The 14,289-nt window shown below is 74.5% G+C and carries 16 protein-coding genes; 6 read left to right on the top strand and 10 right to left on the bottom strand.

The features are described from left to right. Nucleotides 1–71: 71 nt before the first annotated feature. Genes ACF1DX_RS28550 through ACF1DX_RS28535 form a run of 4 tightly spaced genes read right to left on the bottom strand, consistent with a single transcriptional unit; the run spans nucleotide 72 to nucleotide 4,873 of the window. Nucleotides 72–1,208, bottom strand: a complete 1,137-nt coding sequence (locus tag ACF1DX_RS28550; RefSeq protein ID WP_391794001.1) for an XdhC family protein — start codon at nucleotides 1,206–1,208, stop codon at nucleotides 72–74. After that, the gene (locus ACF1DX_RS28545; protein ID WP_391794000.1) at nucleotides 1,201–3,330 is read right to left on the bottom strand and encodes a xanthine dehydrogenase family protein molybdopterin-binding subunit; all 2,130 of its coding nucleotides are present in this window, start codon (nucleotides 3,328–3,330) and stop codon (nucleotides 1,201–1,203) included. Before ACF1DX_RS28545 ends, ACF1DX_RS28550 begins: the two co-directional genes overlap by 8 nt. Then, the gene (locus tag ACF1DX_RS28540) at nucleotides 3,327–4,319 is read right to left on the bottom strand and encodes an FAD binding domain-containing protein (RefSeq protein WP_391793999.1); all 993 of its coding nucleotides are present in this window, start codon (nucleotides 4,317–4,319) and stop codon (nucleotides 3,327–3,329) included. Before ACF1DX_RS28540 ends, ACF1DX_RS28545 begins: the two co-directional genes overlap by 4 nt. Further along, entirely contained in the window at nucleotides 4,316–4,873 is a 558-nt protein-coding gene (locus ACF1DX_RS28535; RefSeq protein ID WP_391793998.1) for a 2Fe-2S iron-sulfur cluster-binding protein, read from the bottom strand. The genes ACF1DX_RS28540 and ACF1DX_RS28535 overlap by 4 nt, the downstream gene beginning before the upstream one ends. Before the next feature lie 265 nt (nucleotides 4,874–5,138). On the opposite strand from ACF1DX_RS28535, the gene ACF1DX_RS28530 reads away from it, so the two are divergent. Further along, entirely contained in the window at nucleotides 5,139–5,753 is a 615-nt protein-coding gene (locus tag ACF1DX_RS28530; protein ID WP_391793997.1) for a TetR/AcrR family transcriptional regulator, read from the top strand. A gap of 269 nt (nucleotides 5,754–6,022) precedes the next feature. Here the strand turns inward: ACF1DX_RS28530 and ACF1DX_RS28525 are convergent, their stop codons facing one another. Beyond that, nucleotides 6,023–6,682 carry a phosphoribosyltransferase gene (locus ACF1DX_RS28525; protein ID WP_391793996.1) on the bottom strand — a complete coding sequence of 220 codons (660 nt, stop codon included), beginning with the start codon at nucleotides 6,680–6,682 and terminating at the stop codon, nucleotides 6,023–6,025. A 130-nt stretch (nucleotides 6,683–6,812) separates the two neighbouring features. Here ACF1DX_RS28525 and ACF1DX_RS28520 point away from each other — a divergent pair, with 130 nt between their 5' ends. Further along, nucleotides 6,813–7,268 carry an archease gene (locus tag ACF1DX_RS28520; RefSeq protein WP_391793995.1) on the top strand — a complete coding sequence of 152 codons (456 nt, stop codon included), beginning with the start codon at nucleotides 6,813–6,815 and terminating at the stop codon, nucleotides 7,266–7,268. 86 nt (nucleotides 7,269–7,354) lie between these two features. Here the strand turns inward: ACF1DX_RS28520 and ACF1DX_RS28515 are convergent, their stop codons facing one another. The 4 genes from ACF1DX_RS28515 to ACF1DX_RS28500 form a co-directional block, all read right to left on the bottom strand. Next, nucleotides 7,355–7,780: a CBS domain-containing protein gene (locus tag ACF1DX_RS28515; RefSeq protein WP_391793994.1), complete on the bottom strand. Its 426-nt coding sequence runs from the start codon at nucleotides 7,778–7,780 to the stop codon at nucleotides 7,355–7,357. A gap of 127 nt (nucleotides 7,781–7,907) precedes the next feature. Continuing rightward, nucleotides 7,908–8,336 (bottom strand): VOC family protein, encoded by a 429-nt coding sequence (locus ACF1DX_RS28510; protein WP_391793993.1) that lies wholly within the window; start codon nucleotides 8,334–8,336, stop codon nucleotides 7,908–7,910. A 146-nt stretch (nucleotides 8,337–8,482) separates the two neighbouring features. Then, nucleotides 8,483–9,286, bottom strand: a complete 804-nt coding sequence (locus ACF1DX_RS28505) for an aminoglycoside adenylyltransferase domain-containing protein (RefSeq protein ID WP_391793992.1) — start codon at nucleotides 9,284–9,286, stop codon at nucleotides 8,483–8,485. Between the two features lie 33 nt (nucleotides 9,287–9,319). Further along, nucleotides 9,320–9,856: a cysteine hydrolase family protein gene (locus ACF1DX_RS28500; protein WP_391793991.1), complete on the bottom strand. Its 537-nt coding sequence runs from the start codon at nucleotides 9,854–9,856 to the stop codon at nucleotides 9,320–9,322. Nucleotides 9,857–10,043: 187 nt separating this feature from the next. Here ACF1DX_RS28500 and ACF1DX_RS28495 point away from each other — a divergent pair, with 187 nt between their 5' ends. Together ACF1DX_RS28495 and ACF1DX_RS28490 are read left to right on the top strand one after the other, a co-directional pair. Further along, the gene (locus ACF1DX_RS28495; RefSeq protein ID WP_391793990.1) at nucleotides 10,044–10,466 is read left to right on the top strand and encodes a pyridoxamine 5'-phosphate oxidase family protein; all 423 of its coding nucleotides are present in this window, start codon (nucleotides 10,044–10,046) and stop codon (nucleotides 10,464–10,466) included. A 244-nt stretch (nucleotides 10,467–10,710) separates the two neighbouring features. Further along, nucleotides 10,711–11,157 (top strand): type II toxin-antitoxin system PemK/MazF family toxin, encoded by a 447-nt coding sequence (locus tag ACF1DX_RS28490; RefSeq protein WP_030863986.1) that lies wholly within the window; start codon nucleotides 10,711–10,713, stop codon nucleotides 11,155–11,157. Here the strand turns inward: ACF1DX_RS28490 and ACF1DX_RS28485 are convergent. After that, on the bottom strand, nucleotides 11,111–11,986 hold the full coding sequence (locus ACF1DX_RS28485; RefSeq protein ID WP_391793989.1) for a TIGR02452 family protein: 876 nt from the start codon (nucleotides 11,984–11,986) through the stop codon (nucleotides 11,111–11,113). The genes ACF1DX_RS28490 and ACF1DX_RS28485 overlap by 47 nt on opposite strands. A gap of 301 nt (nucleotides 11,987–12,287) precedes the next feature. Between ACF1DX_RS28485 and egtA the strand changes: the two genes are divergently transcribed. Continuing rightward, a complete protein-coding gene (egtA, locus tag ACF1DX_RS28480) occupies nucleotides 12,288–13,610 on the top strand; it encodes an ergothioneine biosynthesis glutamate--cysteine ligase EgtA (RefSeq protein ID WP_391793988.1) in 1,323 nt (440 codons plus the stop codon). Beyond that, the coding region (locus ACF1DX_RS28475; protein ID WP_391793987.1) for a DinB family protein at nucleotides 13,607–14,289 on the top strand (683 nt) is incomplete at its 3' end. The genes egtA and ACF1DX_RS28475, both read left to right, overlap by 4 nt.

Raw genomic sequence — 14,289 nt, 5'->3', positions numbered from 1 at the left:
TCGGGACGGGAAGGGGCGGCGGGGGCGAAAAACCCCTCACCCGACGGGAACCGGCCCCGTGTCCGAGAAACTCAGGCAGCCGCCGACGCGGACCGCCCGTCACGGTGGATCGGCGTTCGCGAGCCCGTCAGGGGAACCCCCGTACCACCCCGACGGCTGGCGACGATCTCCGCCGCGATGGACAGAGCCGTCTCCTCCGGAGTACGCGCACCGAGGTCGAGGCCGATCGGAGAGCGCAGCCGGGTCAGCTCCCGCTCCCCCACCCCCGCCTCCCGCAGCCGCCGCTCCCGGTCGGCGTGGGTGCGCCGGGAACCCATCGCGCCGACGAACGCCACCGGCAGCCCCAGAGCCACCTCCAGCAGCGGTACGTCGAACTTCGCGTCGTGGGTGAGGACGCACAGCACCGTGCGCGCGTCGGTCTCCGTGCCCCTCAGATAGCGGTGCGGCCAGTCGACCACGATCTCGTCGGCCTCCGGGAAACGGGCCCCGGTCGCGAACACGGGCCGCGCGTCGCACACCGTGACGTGGTAGCCGAGGAACTTGCCCACCCGCACCAGCGCCGCCGCGAAGTCGATCGCCCCGAAGACGATCATGCGGGGCGGCGGCACCGAGGACTCCACGAGCAGGGTCAGCCCGCCGGGGCAGTACGACCCGTCCTCCTGGACGCGGACCGTGCCGGTGCGGCCGGCCTCCAGCAGGGCCCCGGCCTCCCCGGCCGCCGCCCGGTCCAGTTCGGGAACCCCGCCGAGGCCTCCCTCGTACGCCCCGTCCGGATGGACGAACAGGGCCCTGCCGAGGAGCTCCGCCGGGCCTTCGACGACCCGGGCGAGCGCCCCCGGCCCGCCCCGCAGGACGGTCGACAGCGCCACCCCGAGCGCCTGCCGGGCGGGGGCCCGCCGGCCGACCGGGGTCACCATGATGTCGATGACCCCGCCGCAGGTCAGGCCGACGGCGAAGGCGTCCTCGTCGCTGTAGCCGAACCGTTCGACACGGGTCTCGCCGTCCGCGAGCGCCCGGGCGCACAGTTCGTACACCGCGCCCTCCACGCACCCGCCGGACACCGAGCCGATCGCCGTGCCCTCGCGGTCGACGGCGAGGGCGGCACCGGGGCCGCGCGGCGCGCTGCCGCCCACGGACACCACCGTGGCCACGGCGAACTCCCTGTCCTCGGTCAGCCAGCGGTGCAGCTCGCCGGCGATGTCAAGCACGTGGTCCTCCCGCCTCCAGTACCCGGTCCGGACGGATGGGCAGGTTCCGGTGCCGTACGCCGGTCGCGTGCCAGACCGCGTTGGCGACGGCCGCCGCCGCGCCCACGATGCCGACCTCGCCGATGCCCTTGATGCCGACGGGGTCGTCGGGGTCCGGGTCGTCGACCCAGTCCGCCTCGACCGCCGGCACGTCGGCGTGGGTGGCGACGTGATAGCCGGCCAGGTCGGCGCCGTAGAGGCCGCCGAAGGCCCGGTCCCGGACCGCCTCCTCGTGCAAGGCCATCGAGATGCCCCAGGTCATGCCGCCCACGAGCTGACCGCGCGCGGTGAGCGGGTTGACGATCCGGCCCGCCGCGAAGATGCCGAGCATCCGGCGCACCCGCACCTCGCCGGTGGTGACGTCCACGGCCACCTCGGCGAACTGCGCCCCGAAGGAGTGCCGCTCCTTCTGGGCGAGGCCGGCGAGGGCGGCGGTGGTGTCGGACCGTACGGTGATGCCCTCCGGCGGCACGACGCCTCCCGGAACGAGCCTCTCCCGCAGTTCCCCGGCGGCGGCCGTGATCGCCCAGGCCCAGGAGCGGGTGCCCATGGAGCCGCCCGCGATCCCCGCCGGGCCGAAGTCGCTGTCGCCGATGCGCACCCGGACCCGGCCGGTGGGCACCCGCAGCGCGTCGGCGGCGACCAGGGTCAGCGCCGTGCGCGCCCCGGTGCCGATGTCGGCCGCGGCGATCCGCACGGTGAAGGTGCCGTCCGCCTCCGCGGTCACCGCGGCCGTCGACGGAAGGGCGCCCGAGGGGAAGGAGGCCGCGGCCGTGCCCGTGCCGAGCAGCCAGCGCCCCTCGCGGCGCGTCCCCGGGCGCGGGTCGCGGCCGGCCCAGCCGAAGCGGCGGGCGCCCTCGCGGAAGCAGGCGGCGAGGTTGCGGCCGGCGAACGGCAGCCCGGAGACCGGGCCGCGCTCGGGATCGTTGCGCAGCCGCAGCTCGATGGGGTCGACCCCGCACCGCTCGGCCAGTTCGTCGAGCGCCGACTCCAGGGCGAACGATCCGGGCGCCTCGCCCGGCCCGCGCATCCATGTCGGGGACGGCACGTCCAGCCGTACGACCTCGTTCGAGGTGCGGTGGGCGTCGGCGTCGTACATCACGCGCGCCACACCGGCGCTCGGCTCGACGAACTCCCAGACCGTGGACGTCTGGTTCAGTGAGCGGTGCTCCAGGGCGCGCAGCCGGCCGTCGGCGTCGGCGCCGAGCCGGACCCGCTGGACGGTGGGGCTGCGGTAGCCGGTGAGCGAGAACATCTGGCGGCGCGTCAGCACGACGCGGACCGGCCGCTGCAGGACGGTCGCGGCCATCACGGCGGACACCTGGTGGGCCCGTACGCCCTTGCTGCCGAAGCCGCCGCCGATGTGCTCGGAACGCACCCGTACCGCGGACGCGTCCAGTGAGAACATCCGCGCGAGCTCGTCGGCGACCCAGGTGGTGCCCTGGTTGGAGTCGACGACCTCGAGCCGGCCGCCGTCCCAGAGGGCGGTCGCCGCGTGCGGTTCCATCATGCCGTGGTGTTCTTCGGGCGTGGTGTACTCGGCGTCCACCACATGGGCCGAGGCGGCGAGTCCGGCCTCCAGGTCGCCCTTCTCCGTCACCGCGGGCATGTGCCCGTCCGCCGCGTAGGCGTCCGGGCGGTCGCCGGAGAGCGCGACGTCGTGCGGCTCCTGCTCGTAGGTGACGACGAGCCGCTCGGCGGCCTCCCGGGCCTGCTCGGACGTCTCGGCGACGACCAGCGCGACGGGCCAGCCGGCGTGCGGGACCCGGTCGTTCTGGAAGACGGCGGCCGTCGGGTCCGGCGGAACGCCCAGCATCCCGATGTAGTCGATGTCGAGGCGCGGGGCGTTCCCGTGGTGCAGGACGGTGAGCACGCCCGGCATGCCGAGCACCGGCTCGGTCTCCACCGACAGGATCCGGCCGCGGGCGACGGTGGACAGCACCAGCCAGCCGTGGGCGAGATCGGCGAAGGGTATCTCGCCGGCGTACCGGGCGGCGCCGGTGACCTTGTCGCGGCCCTCGACGCGGGTGTGCGCGGTGCCGACGGCTCCCGCCGTCGTGGCGCCGGTCGTGGCGGTGGTCATCGGGCGGCCTCCTCGGCGAGTTCGGAGAGCACGGCCACCACGAGGTTGCGCATGAGGGTCACCTTGTATCCGTTGTCGGGCAGCGGCCTGGCGGCCGCGAGTTCGGCGTCCGCCGCCGCCGCGAAGTACTCCGCGGTGGCCGGGGCGCCGTTCAGTACGCGCTCGGCGGCGCGGGCCCGCCAGGGCCGGGACGCCACGGCCCCGAGGGCGAGGCGTGCCTCGCGCACGACTCCCCCGCTGACGTCGAGGGCGGCGGCGACCGAGCCGATCGCGAAGGCGTACGAGGCGCGTTCGCGGACCTTGCGGTAGCGCGAGCGGGCGGCGACCGGCACGGGCGGCAGGGTGACGTGGGTGATGAGCGCGCCGGGCGGCAGGGCGGTCTCCCGGTGCGGGGTGTCACCCACCGGGAGGTAGAGGTCGGCCAGCGGCAACTCCCCCGGCCCGTCGGCGGTCTCGTAGGAGACGACCGCGTCGAAGGCGGTCAGTGCCACACCCATGTCGGAGGGGTGGATCGCCACGCAGTGGTCGGAGGCGCCCAGGACGGCGTGGTTGTGGTGTTCGCCCTCGACGGCGGGGCAACCGCTGCCGGGCGCCCGCTTGTTGCAAGGCTTGGTCACATCGGTGAAGTAGCCGCAGCGGGTGCGCTGGAGCAGATTGCCGCCGACGGTGGCCATGTTGCGCAATTGCCCGGAGGCACCGGCGAGCACGGCCTGGGTGAGGGCGGGGTAGCCGGTGCGGATGCCGGGGTGCGCGGCGAGGTCGCTGTTGGTGACGGTGGCGCCTATGCGCAGTCCGCCGCCGTCGGCCGGTTCGATCCGGTCCAGCGGGAGGGCGCGGACGTCGACGAGCCGGGCCGGGCGCTCGACGCCGTTCTTCATCAGGTCGACGAGGTTGGTGCCGCCGCCGAGGTAGCGGGCGTCGGGGTCGGCGTCGAGCAGCGCCACCGCGCCGGAGACGTCGTCGGCGCGCCGGTAGTCGAACTCCCTCATGCCGCGGCCTCCTCGGTCTCGTTCCGGCTCTCGGCGGCCGCGCGGGCGACCGCCTCGACGATCTGCACGTACGCGCTGCAGCGGCACAGGTTGCCGCTCATGCGTTCCCTGATCTCCTCGGGGGTCAGGGGCGGCGGTCCCGCCTCGGGACGCACGTCCCCGGTGACGGCGCTGGGCCAGCCCGCCGCGTGCTCCTCGATGACGGCGACGGCCGAACAGATCTGGCCGGGGGTGCAGTAGCCGCACTGGAAGCCGTCCAGGTCGAGGAAGGCCTGCTGCACCGGGTGCAGCCGGTCCCCGTCGGCCAGGCCCTCCACGGTGGTGATCTCGCGTCCGTCGGACGCGACGGCCAGTTGCAGGCAGGACACGGTACGGCGGCCGTCGACCAGGACCGTGCAGGCGCCGCACTGTCCCTGGTCGCAGCCCTTCTTGGTACCGGTCAGGTCGAGGCGCTCGCGCAGCGCGTCGAGCAGGGTGGTGCGGTGGTCGACGGACAGCGTGTGCTTCTCGCCGTTGATGTTCAGGGTGACGCTGCTGGACGTCGAGGGGGCCATGAGCAGCCTTCTTTCACGGATCTGGAAGGCGGAACGAGTCGATGACATGGGGCTGTACGGAAGGCGGGGTGTCCGGGACCATGCGGAAGAGGGGAAGGGCCGGGAACACACCGGTCGTCGGGGGCATGCCACCGGGTGTCCCGCCGTCCGTGTCCGCCGATACGATGGACCCGAAACGGACAGCTGTCCGCTACCCCTGAAAACGTAATGGACAGTTGTCCGGTTAGCAAGGACGGGTTTCGGTCACGACCCGGGAGGAGGGCCAGTGGGACACAAGGAGGAAGCGTCCCCGTGCGCGCGGACACCGCGGAGCGCGGCGGCGCCCCTGCGCTCGGACGCGCAGCGCAACCGCGAGCGCATCCTGGAGGTGGCCCTCGTCGAACTCACGCGCTCGGCGGACACCCCGCTGAGCGTGATCGCCAAGAAGGCGGGCGTCGGACAGGGCACGTTCTACCGGAACTTCCCCAGCCGCGAGGCACTCGTCCTGGAGATCTACCGGTACGAGATGCGGCAGGTGGCGGACAGCGCGGCGCAGTTGCTGAGCATGCTGGAGCCCGCCTGCGCGCTGCGCGAGTGGATGGACGGGCTGGCCCGCTTCGCCATGGCCAAGGCCGGGCTGGCCGACGCCATCCGGCAGGCCACCAGCGGGCCGGGGAGCCCGGCGAAGCCGGGACACAGCCCGGTGACCGAGGCGGCGGAACTGCTGCTGCGCAGCTGCGAGGAGGCCGGATCCATCCGCCCCGGCGTCACCGCGGACGACCTCATCCTCGCCATCGGCGGCCTCTGGCAGCTCGACCCGGCCGAGGACTGGCAGCCGCGCGCCACCCGGCTGCTGGACCTGGTCATGGACGGGCTGCGGGCGGGGGCACCGGGGCGGTGATCCGCCGGCCCGACGCGCCGGCCGGAACGCCGGCCCGCCGGTGGACGGCCCCCTGCCGGCGCCTCCCCGGCGGGCCCCGCACGGACACCCGCGCGGCATGGACGCCGTCCGCTCCCGGGCGACCGCCGCGGGGCGTGGCCGTGAGGCGGAGGAGTACGCCGGCGCGCCGGGTCTCCCCCTCGCGAGCGTGGTCGAACACGGCGGCCGGCGACGGCGCCGCGGCCGGTCGTGCCGGATCCCGCGGTCCCGCGTGGTCCGCCGGACCGGCCCTACCGGGGCTGTCGGGGCTGCCGCTGGTGCAGCGCGTCCAGGACGTCGTCGTCCGTCAACTGGTCGAACTCCTCGTACCACTGACCCACGGCCATGAACGCGGCCGGCTCGTGCAGGCACACCACCTCGTCGGCCTCGGAGCGCATCAGCGCGACGCCCTCCGCCGCGCCGACCGGAACGGCCAGCACGAGGTGCCCGGGGTCCTGTGCCCGCAGGGCGCGCAGCGCGGCGCGGGCGGTGGAGCCGGTCGCCAGCCCGTCGTCGACGACGACGACGGTCCGTCCGCGCAGCCCGGGGGCGGGGCGGCCCTGGCGGTAGCGCTGTTCGCGGCGGCGCAGCTCGGTGCGCTCGCGCTCGACGACGGGCGCCAGGTCGGCCTCGTCGATGCCCAGCCGCCGCAGGGCGTCCTCGTCGAAGAGCGGAACCCCGTCGCCGGCCATCGCGCCGACGCCGAACTCCTCGTGGAAGGGGGCGCCGATCTTCCGTACGACGAGGACGTCGAGCGGGGCGTCCAGTGCCCCGGCGACCTCGACGGCCACGGCGGCACCGCCGCGGGGCAGGGCCAGCACGACGGGGTCGGGCAGGGCCCCCTCGTCCTGCCTCTCCCGCAGCCGTGCGGCCAGTTCGCGGCCGGCCTGCCGGCGGTCACGGAACCGCATGACGGATGCCCTCCCTCCGTACCGGAGACGGCACCTGAAGCACCTGGTCCGCACCCGTGTACCCCGCTCTCCGGCACTCGAAGCGCACGGCGCCCGGCATGGGTGCGCGGTCGTCGGGCAGGCGGATTCCATGGTCGGTGACACGAGCGACTACGGGCAGGCGCGGCGGCCGGACGAGAGCGGGCACCGGGCGGTGGCGCAGGAGGACGAGTTCCGGATCGAGGCGTGGGCGACGAGCCGGGAGAACTGTCTGGCGGAGGCGGTGGCGGCGATGGTGGAGTGCTTCGCCGACGTCTCCGGGGTGCGGCCGACGGACGTGGGCCGCGTCCGGCTGGCCGGGGCCGGTGACGACGATCTGCTGGCGGCGCTGCTGGACGAGATCCTGTACCGGCTGGAGGAGTACGGCCAGGTACCGGTCGACGTGGAGGCGGACGAGACCGACGACGGCCTCGACATACGCCTGGCGGTGGCCGCCCTGGCCGACGTACGGGTCACCGGACGGATGCCGACGGCCGTGGCCTGGGAGGAACTACGGATCCACCCGGGCCCGTACGGCTGGACGTGCGCGCTCACGGTGGACGGGTGACAGCGGAACCAGCCCCTCCGGCGTTCGAGGAGCGGGGTCCCGGGGCGGAGCCCCCGGGACGGGGCGGCGGGGCGAAAAACCCGCGCTCAGTGCGTGGGCGCCGCCGCGCTGATGTCCGCCAGGGCGGAGTGCGGATCCTCCGTCGTGGCGAGATCCCCGAGACTCACCACCCCCACCGGACAGCCACCGCGTTCCACCACCGGGAGCCGCCGGACGGCGTGCCGCCGCATCAGCTCCACGGCGTGATCGGTGGTGTCCTCGGGGTCGAGGGTCACCAGGGGCGGGCGCGTGCAGAGGGAACCGACCGTCGTGGCCTCCGGGTCGCACCCCTCGGCGACGCCCCTCAGCACGATGTCGCGGTCGGTGAGCACACCGAACAGATCACAGTCGTACGCGACGAGGACATCGCCGATGTCCTGCTCGCGCATCAGGCGCGCGGCCCGCGCCACCGTCGTCATGGGTTCGACGGACGCGGTGTCCGTGGACATCACGTCCCGTATCCGCGTGGTCATGGGCACCTCCCGGTACGTGGCCGGCCTGGACTCCCCGTGTCCGTCGCGTAGCCCGCCGCGCGGCGCGTAAACCGGCCGGCCGGGGGCGGGCGTGCGGAACACGCCCGCCCCCGGTCCGGCTACACGGTTACACGGCCCCGGGAACCTCCTCGGTGACGCCGTTCAGCGGCGAGGCCGGGTCGGTGCCGTACGGGAGGGTGATGGCCTCGAGGCCGTGGCCCGCCGGGTCCCGGAAGTAGACGCCGCGACCGCCGTCGTTGCGGTTGATGCGGCGGGGGTGCCTGCCGTGCGGATCGGCCTGGAGGGGGATCCTGGCGTTCACGAGCCGGGTGAGGATCGCGTCGAACTCGTCCTCGGAGACGAGGAACGCGTAGTGCTGCGCCGGGATGTCGATGTCGACGGTCGCGAAGTCCAGGGTGACTCCGTTGGCGGTCGTCACCGGCAGGAACATTCCGGCCGGTTCCCCGACCTCCAGGCCGAGGACGTGGGCGAGGAAACGGGCGGACTTCTCCCGGTCACGGGTGAGAACGATGGTGTGGTTGAACTCGACTGACACGAGGGCAATGCCTCCACGGGCATCCGCGGCGCCTCCATGCCTCACCCGGCCGGTGACCGGCACGCGATGCCGCGCCGAGGAGCCTAGACGGCACATCCGGCGGCTGTCGAGCCGTCGACCGGGGGCGCCGGTACGCAAGGCGCGGGTCAGGCCGGGGCGCCGTGCCCGCCCTGGGCCGCGGTGGCCTCGTCCACGCGGCCGGCCACCCAGTCCAGGAAGTCCCCGACCGCCTCCCCGGGCAGCGCGGGCGCGGACTCGCGGGGGCGTTCGAAGCTGCGCAGCGCGTCCGTGATCAGGGGCCGGAAGTCCGCCTCCGCGTCGGCGACGATCCCGGCCGCCGCGCGTTTGGCGAACCAGTGGCCGGTGCGGCACCACACCACGGAGCGGCAGCCGTTGAGCACCCGGTTGTCGGCCGTGTGCCCCTCCCCCTCGGCGTGTTCCCGCACGGAGGCGCGGAGCGCGGCGAGCACGTCGGCCCGCTCCGGTGCGGCGATCACGTCCCGTACCGGCCCGCCGAACAGCGACAGACCGGCCTGGTGGGCGAGGGAACGGTCGAGGACGTACCAGAACGCGGGCCCCTCCCCGGGGTCGTGGCTGACCCGCTCGGGCAGGGACGGTCCGGTGTTGAGGTCCATGAGGTACCCCGCGCCGCCGGACGGACGGCAGGCGAAATCGGCCGGGTAGACGACCAGTTCCAGTCCGGCCGCGGGACAGGCCAGGGCGGGGTGGGCGAGCGCCCCGGCCAGTTCGGGCAGGGCGCGCCGGGGAAGCGAGCGGTCCACCACGACGGTCACGTCGACGTCGCTGCGTCCGTGCCGGTAGTCGCCGAGCGCGAGGGATCCGACGGCGAGGACGCTCACCAGGCGGGGGCCGCAGACGGCGCGCGTGCGGTGGACCAGCTCGTCGAGGTAGGGGCGGACCTCACGGGGCGGGACGGGGGTACGGCTCATGGGACCAGTGTCGGCCCGCGGGTCCGCGGCGCGTCAGTTCCACAGTTCGTCGCTGCCGCACACCCGCGCGCCCATGTTGCGTTCCATCATCCGCAGGGCGGCGTCCGCGAGGTCGGCGTGGATGTGGGCGACGGCGTCACGGGGGACGGTCACGTCGAAGTGGCGGATGTGCGCGTCGAGCGACGAGTACAGGACGCACTGCTCCGTGACCTGGCCGCACAGCACGAGCCGGTCGATGCCCTGCTGGTTGAGCAGGTAGCCCAGCGGGGTCTCGAAGAAGACCGAGTGCCGTGCCTTGACGACGAAGAGCGAGGAGTCGTCCGGCAGCAGCGGTTCCACGAGGCGCGCGTGCGGCCCCGACAGGGCCTTGTCGAGCAGCTCGCCGTGGTGGGAGCGCCATTCGCCGAAGTTGTCGTTGACGTAGATCACCGGCACGTCCCGGCGCCGCGCCCGTCCCAGCAGGGCGGAGACGACCGGTACGACCGACTCGGCGGACGGGATCAGGCGGTCGGCGTCCGCATGGTCGTAGGTGTTGATCATGTCGATGACGATCAGCGCGGTCTTGCTCATGTCCCCCGGGTTCCACCCGCGCGGGAGGGTCAGACATGTTTGCTCGCGCGACCGTGACGGCTGGGGGCGGAGGCGTACGACGGCCGGCCCCGCAGGTCCGCCCGCGGGGCCTCGTGTGCCGGGTCCTGAGAGTCATCAGGGCCGTCCGGCCCTAGCCCGGCAGGGGTCCGCCGCCGACGATGGGGGAATGATTCACAGCGATGGTTTCCGGCCGCTCGACCGCCAGGAGTGTCTGCGCCTGCTGGCCAAGGTGCCGGTCGGTCGCGTCGTCTACACCCGGCAGGCACTGCCCGCCGTCCTCCCCGTCAACTTCGCCCTGGACGCGGACGCCTCCGTGGTGCTGTGCACCTCCGCCGCGTCCGATCTGGTCCGGGCGGTCGACGGCGTCGTGGTCGCCTTCGAGGCCGACGACTTCGACGCCGGGAGCCGGTCCGGCTGGAGCGTGGTGGTCACGGGCCGGGCGGCCGTGGTGACCGACCCGGCCGGGCACGAACGTCTGCTGCGGACCGGTCCCCGCTCGTGGATGCCGATGCACGACGGGGTGTTCGTCCGGATCGAGGCCGAGATGGTCACGGGCCGGGAACTCACGGGGCGGCCCGGGCCGGGCTGAACCGGTGCCCGTGTGAGCGGCCCGCGACGGGCCCGTCGATGCCGGGTCCCGCGATCCGCGCGGGCGGCCGGACGGTCCCGGGGCCGGCGCCCGCGCGCCGGCCGCCGGGAAGGCGACCTCGCGGGCATTCGTCGAGCGGCCCCCGGGACGGCTCGGGACGGTCCGGCCCTCCCCGCACGCCTTCCGGCCCACACGGAGGCGGCCGACGTCGTAGGCCGTGTGAGGGGTGCCGTACGGTACGCCTGTGACCGCCTTCAGCCCTGAGAACGCCCCGGGCCGCCACGGCCCTTACGCCACCGTCGAGGCCGCGCCCCGTGAGGTGGGCCGGGTGCGTACCGAGTACTCGCCCGCGCACGACGGCGACCCCGACCCCGGGGAGATCGTCTGGACCTGGGTGCCCTACGAGGAGAACGACGGCCGGGGCAAGGACCGTCCGGTGCTCGTCGTCGCCCGGGAGGCGGCCGGGAGTTTCCTCGCCGTGCAGTTGTCGAGCAGGCGGCACGACGGGGACCGGGAGTGGGTGCCGATCGGCAGCGGGCCGTGGGACCGGTCGGGCCGCGACTCGTGGGTCGACGTGGACCGGGTGCTGCGGCTGCACGAGGAGGGCATGCGCCGGGAGGCGTGCGCGCTGGACCGGATGCGGTTCAACCTCGTGCGTCAGCGGCTGCGGGAGCGGTACGGCTGGAGCTGATCCCCGCCGGGCCGGGCAGCAGGTCCGCGAAGGTCCGCTCGAACGCGGCGCGGACCGCGCTGTCGCGGGTGCGGTCCAGGATGCCGAACACCACGTGCGCGAAGGCGCCCGCGAAGCGTCCGCCCGGCTCCAGGTGCGACCGGAACGCCGCCGCCACCTGGGCGGGGTCGTTGCGGAACACCCCGCAGCCCCAGGCGCCCAGCACGAGCCGCCGGTAGCCGTGGGCGGCCGCGGTCTCCAGCACCCGCCCGGCCCGTACCACCAGGGCGCGGGGCACCTCGTCCGCCCGCTCCGGCGCCGTGCGCAGGATCACTCCCGCGTTGGGCGCGGGCGAGGTGAGGAAACCGGCCGTGAACGGCTCGTCCAGGAGGCGTCCGCGGTCGTCGCGGAAGACCGGCACGGCGGGTGAGTGGATCACCCGGTCCGTGTAGAACGGGTCGCGGTGGGCGCGGTGGTGGTCGTAGAAGCCCGGGGCCCGCAGCAGGCAGGTGTACAGCGCGGAGGCGCGGCACAGGGCCTCCTCCTGGGCCTGGGCGCCGTTGAGGTATCCGCCGCCCGGATTGCGGGCGGAGGCGAAGTTCAGCACGGCCACACCGTCCGCGAGCCGCCGGGCGGCCTCCAGGCTGCTCTCGCCGGTGACCTCGAACCGGGTGCCGGCCGGCCGGAACGCCGGGAACGGGACCGGCCGCGGCCCGTACGTCCGCGTTCCGCGGGCCGCGGCCTCGACCGCCGCCCCGATGGACACCTCGTGGCCGCCGGGTGCGCGGTAGACGCCGGCCGCCACGATCTGTTCGGTCTCCCGGGCGATGCCGCGCAGGCGCGCGCTCACGGCGCCACCCCCGTAGCCGCCGTGACCACGCGCCGCGCGGTCTCGCTCGTCGTGCTCATGCAGGCATCCTGAGCGATGCTGGTGAGGCGGCGCAACGGAGTTTCCGCCTCCCGAGAAGGCCCGGGAAACGGGCGGGAAACCGCCCGGGAACAGGCCGGACGAAAGGATGACCGAACCGGAACGCCCCGCCAGGCGCCCTTGTGCCCGCCGACGCGAAGGTTTTGGCTGGACGGGTTGACGCCGGCCGGGAGCGGCGAAGCTCCGGGCCGGCGACATGGTGGAATCTCAGGAGGATCCCGACATGTCCGATTCGGCAGGCGGCTGTGTGGAGCCGCGTACCGCCGTCACAGAAGCCGAGGTGGAAGCCCTGGTGCGGGGCATCTGCTTCAAGACCGGACCGCCGCGCCGCCTCGGGATCGAGGTGGAATGGCTCGTCCACGAGCTGCGGGACCCGCGGCTCCCCGTGTCACCCGAACGACTCGAAGCGGCCTACGCCGCTCTGCGGACCGTGCCCCTGAGGTCGGCGCTCACCGTCGAGCCCGGCGGCCAGCTGGAGCTGAGCTCGCCGCCCGCCGCCTCCCTGATGGAGTGCGTCGGTACCGTCTCCGCCGACCTGGACGCCGTCCGCGCGGTGCTGCGCGAGGACGGTCTGGTCCTCGTCGGCCTCGGCCACGACCCCTGGCACACCCCCCGCCGGTTCCTGCGCGAACCGCGGTACGACGCCATGGAGGCCTGTCTCGACCGCACCGGACCCGCCGGCCGGGCCATGATGTGCGCCTCCGCCTCCGTGCAGGTGTGCGTGGATGCCGGGTACGAGGAGCCCGGCCCGCTCGGCCATGTGCGGCGCTGGTGGCTGGCGCACCAGTTGGGCGCGGTCCTGGTCGCCGTGTTCGCCAACTCCCCGGTCGCCGGCGGCCGGCCGACCGGCTGGCTGTCCACGCGACAGCTCCGCTGGACGCAGATCGGCACCGGCCGGGCGGGCGGCCCCGTCCTGGACGCCGACCCGCGCGGCGCCTGGGCCCGGCACGTCCTGGACGCGCCGGTGATGTGCGTACGGCGTGACAGCGGGCCCTGGCACGTGCCGGACGGGCTCTCCTTCCGGGAGTGGACCAGGTCCGGCACACCCGGACCGCCGACCCGGGACGACCTCGACTACCACGTCACGACCCTGTTCCCGCCGGTGCGGCCGCGCGGCCACCTGGAACTGCGCATGATCGACGCGCAGCCCGGTGACGACGGCTGGATCGTGCCTCTGGCCGTGGTCGCGGCGCTGTTCGACGACCCGGAGGCCGCCGAGACCGCCTACCGGACGGTGAAACCGCTGGCCGAGCGGGCGCACGGCATGCCCGCGCCGCACAATCCGCTCTGGCGGGACGCGGCCCGCGTCGGCCTGGCCGACCCGGAGCTGCGCGAGGTGGCCGCCATCTGTTTCGCGGCGGCGCTGCGCGCCCTGCCCCGGCTCGGTGCCGGCGCCGAGGTGGTCGACGCGGTCGCGGCGTACCGGGACCGGTACGTCGCCCGGGGCCGCTGCCCGGCCGACGACTCGCTCGACGAGCTGCGGGCGACGGCCCGCAGCACGCGCCCCCGCCCCACGCACCCGCACGGGAAGGACACCCCCTCATGACCGACCCCGCCCTCGACGCCGAAGCCCTGCGCGAGCGCGCGGTCGCCTCGCTGGTCACCGCACGGGACCGCACCACGCTGCTCACCAGCTGCGTCGACGGTCCCGACCTGACCGCCCAGCACTCACCGCTGATGTCGCCGCTGGTGTGGGACCTCGCCCACATCGGCAACCAGGAGGAGCAGTGGCTGCTGCGGGCCGTCGCCGGCCACGAGGCGATACGGCCCGAGATCGACACCCTGTACGACGCCTTCGAGCACCCGCGCTCCGAACGCCCGAAGCTGCCGCTGCTGCCGCCGGAGGAGGCCCGCCGGTACGCGGCCGACGTACGCGCCCGGGCGCTGGACGTGCTGGAGCGGGCCGCGTTCCACGGGACGCGGCTGACCGAGGCGGGCTTCGCCTTCGGGATGATCGCCCAGCACGAGCAGCAGCACGACGAGACCATGCTGATCACCCATCAGCTCCGCAAGGGGCCGCCGGCGCTGACCGCCCCGGACCCGGAGCCGGTGCCGCTGTTCACGGGCCCGGCCGAAGTCCTGGTCCCGGGCGGTCCGTTCACCATGGGCACCTCGGACGAGCCATGGGCGCTGGACAACGAACGGCCCGCGCACCGGCGCGAGGTGGCGCCGTTCTTCATCGACACCACGCCGGTGACGAACGCCGCCTACCAGGCGTTCATCGA

The sequence above is a fragment of the Streptomyces sp. NPDC014676 genome (genome assembly GCF_043084105.1).
In the GTDB taxonomy this organism is placed as follows: Bacteria; Actinomycetota; Actinomycetes; order Streptomycetales; family Streptomycetaceae; genus Streptomyces.
The sequence above is the reverse complement of the archived record's forward strand: the minus strand, read 5'-3'. Positions and strand labels throughout refer to the sequence as shown.

What these genes read in the sequence shown, in the direction of transcription:
- ACF1DX_RS28545 (WP_391794000.1), bottom strand. Translation starts at nt 3,330, where the DNA reads ATGACCACCGCCACGACCGGCGCCACGACGGCGGGAGCCGTCGGCACC.
- ACF1DX_RS28540 (WP_391793999.1), bottom strand. Translation starts at nt 4,319, where the DNA reads ATGAGGGAGTTCGACTACCGGCGCGCCGACGACGTCTCCGGCGCGGTG.
- ACF1DX_RS28535 (WP_391793998.1), bottom strand. Translation starts at nt 4,873, where the DNA reads ATGGCCCCCTCGACGTCCAGCAGCGTCACCCTGAACATCAACGGCGAG.
- ACF1DX_RS28525 (WP_391793996.1), bottom strand. Translation starts at nt 6,682, where the DNA reads ATGCGGTTCCGTGACCGCCGGCAGGCCGGCCGCGAACTGGCCGCACGG.
- ACF1DX_RS28520 (WP_391793995.1), top strand. Translation starts at nt 6,813, where the DNA reads ATGGTCGGTGACACGAGCGACTACGGGCAGGCGCGGCGGCCGGACGAG.
- ACF1DX_RS28515 (WP_391793994.1), bottom strand. Translation starts at nt 7,780, where the DNA reads ATGACCACGCGGATACGGGACGTGATGTCCACGGACACCGCGTCCGTC.
- ACF1DX_RS28505 (WP_391793992.1), bottom strand. Translation starts at nt 9,286, where the DNA reads ATGAGCCGTACCCCCGTCCCGCCCCGTGAGGTCCGCCCCTACCTCGAC.
- ACF1DX_RS28500 (WP_391793991.1), bottom strand. Translation starts at nt 9,856, where the DNA reads ATGAGCAAGACCGCGCTGATCGTCATCGACATGATCAACACCTACGAC.
- ACF1DX_RS28495 (WP_391793990.1), top strand. Translation starts at nt 10,044, where the DNA reads ATGATTCACAGCGATGGTTTCCGGCCGCTCGACCGCCAGGAGTGTCTG.
- egtA (WP_391793988.1), top strand. Translation starts at nt 12,288, where the DNA reads ATGTCCGATTCGGCAGGCGGCTGTGTGGAGCCGCGTACCGCCGTCACA.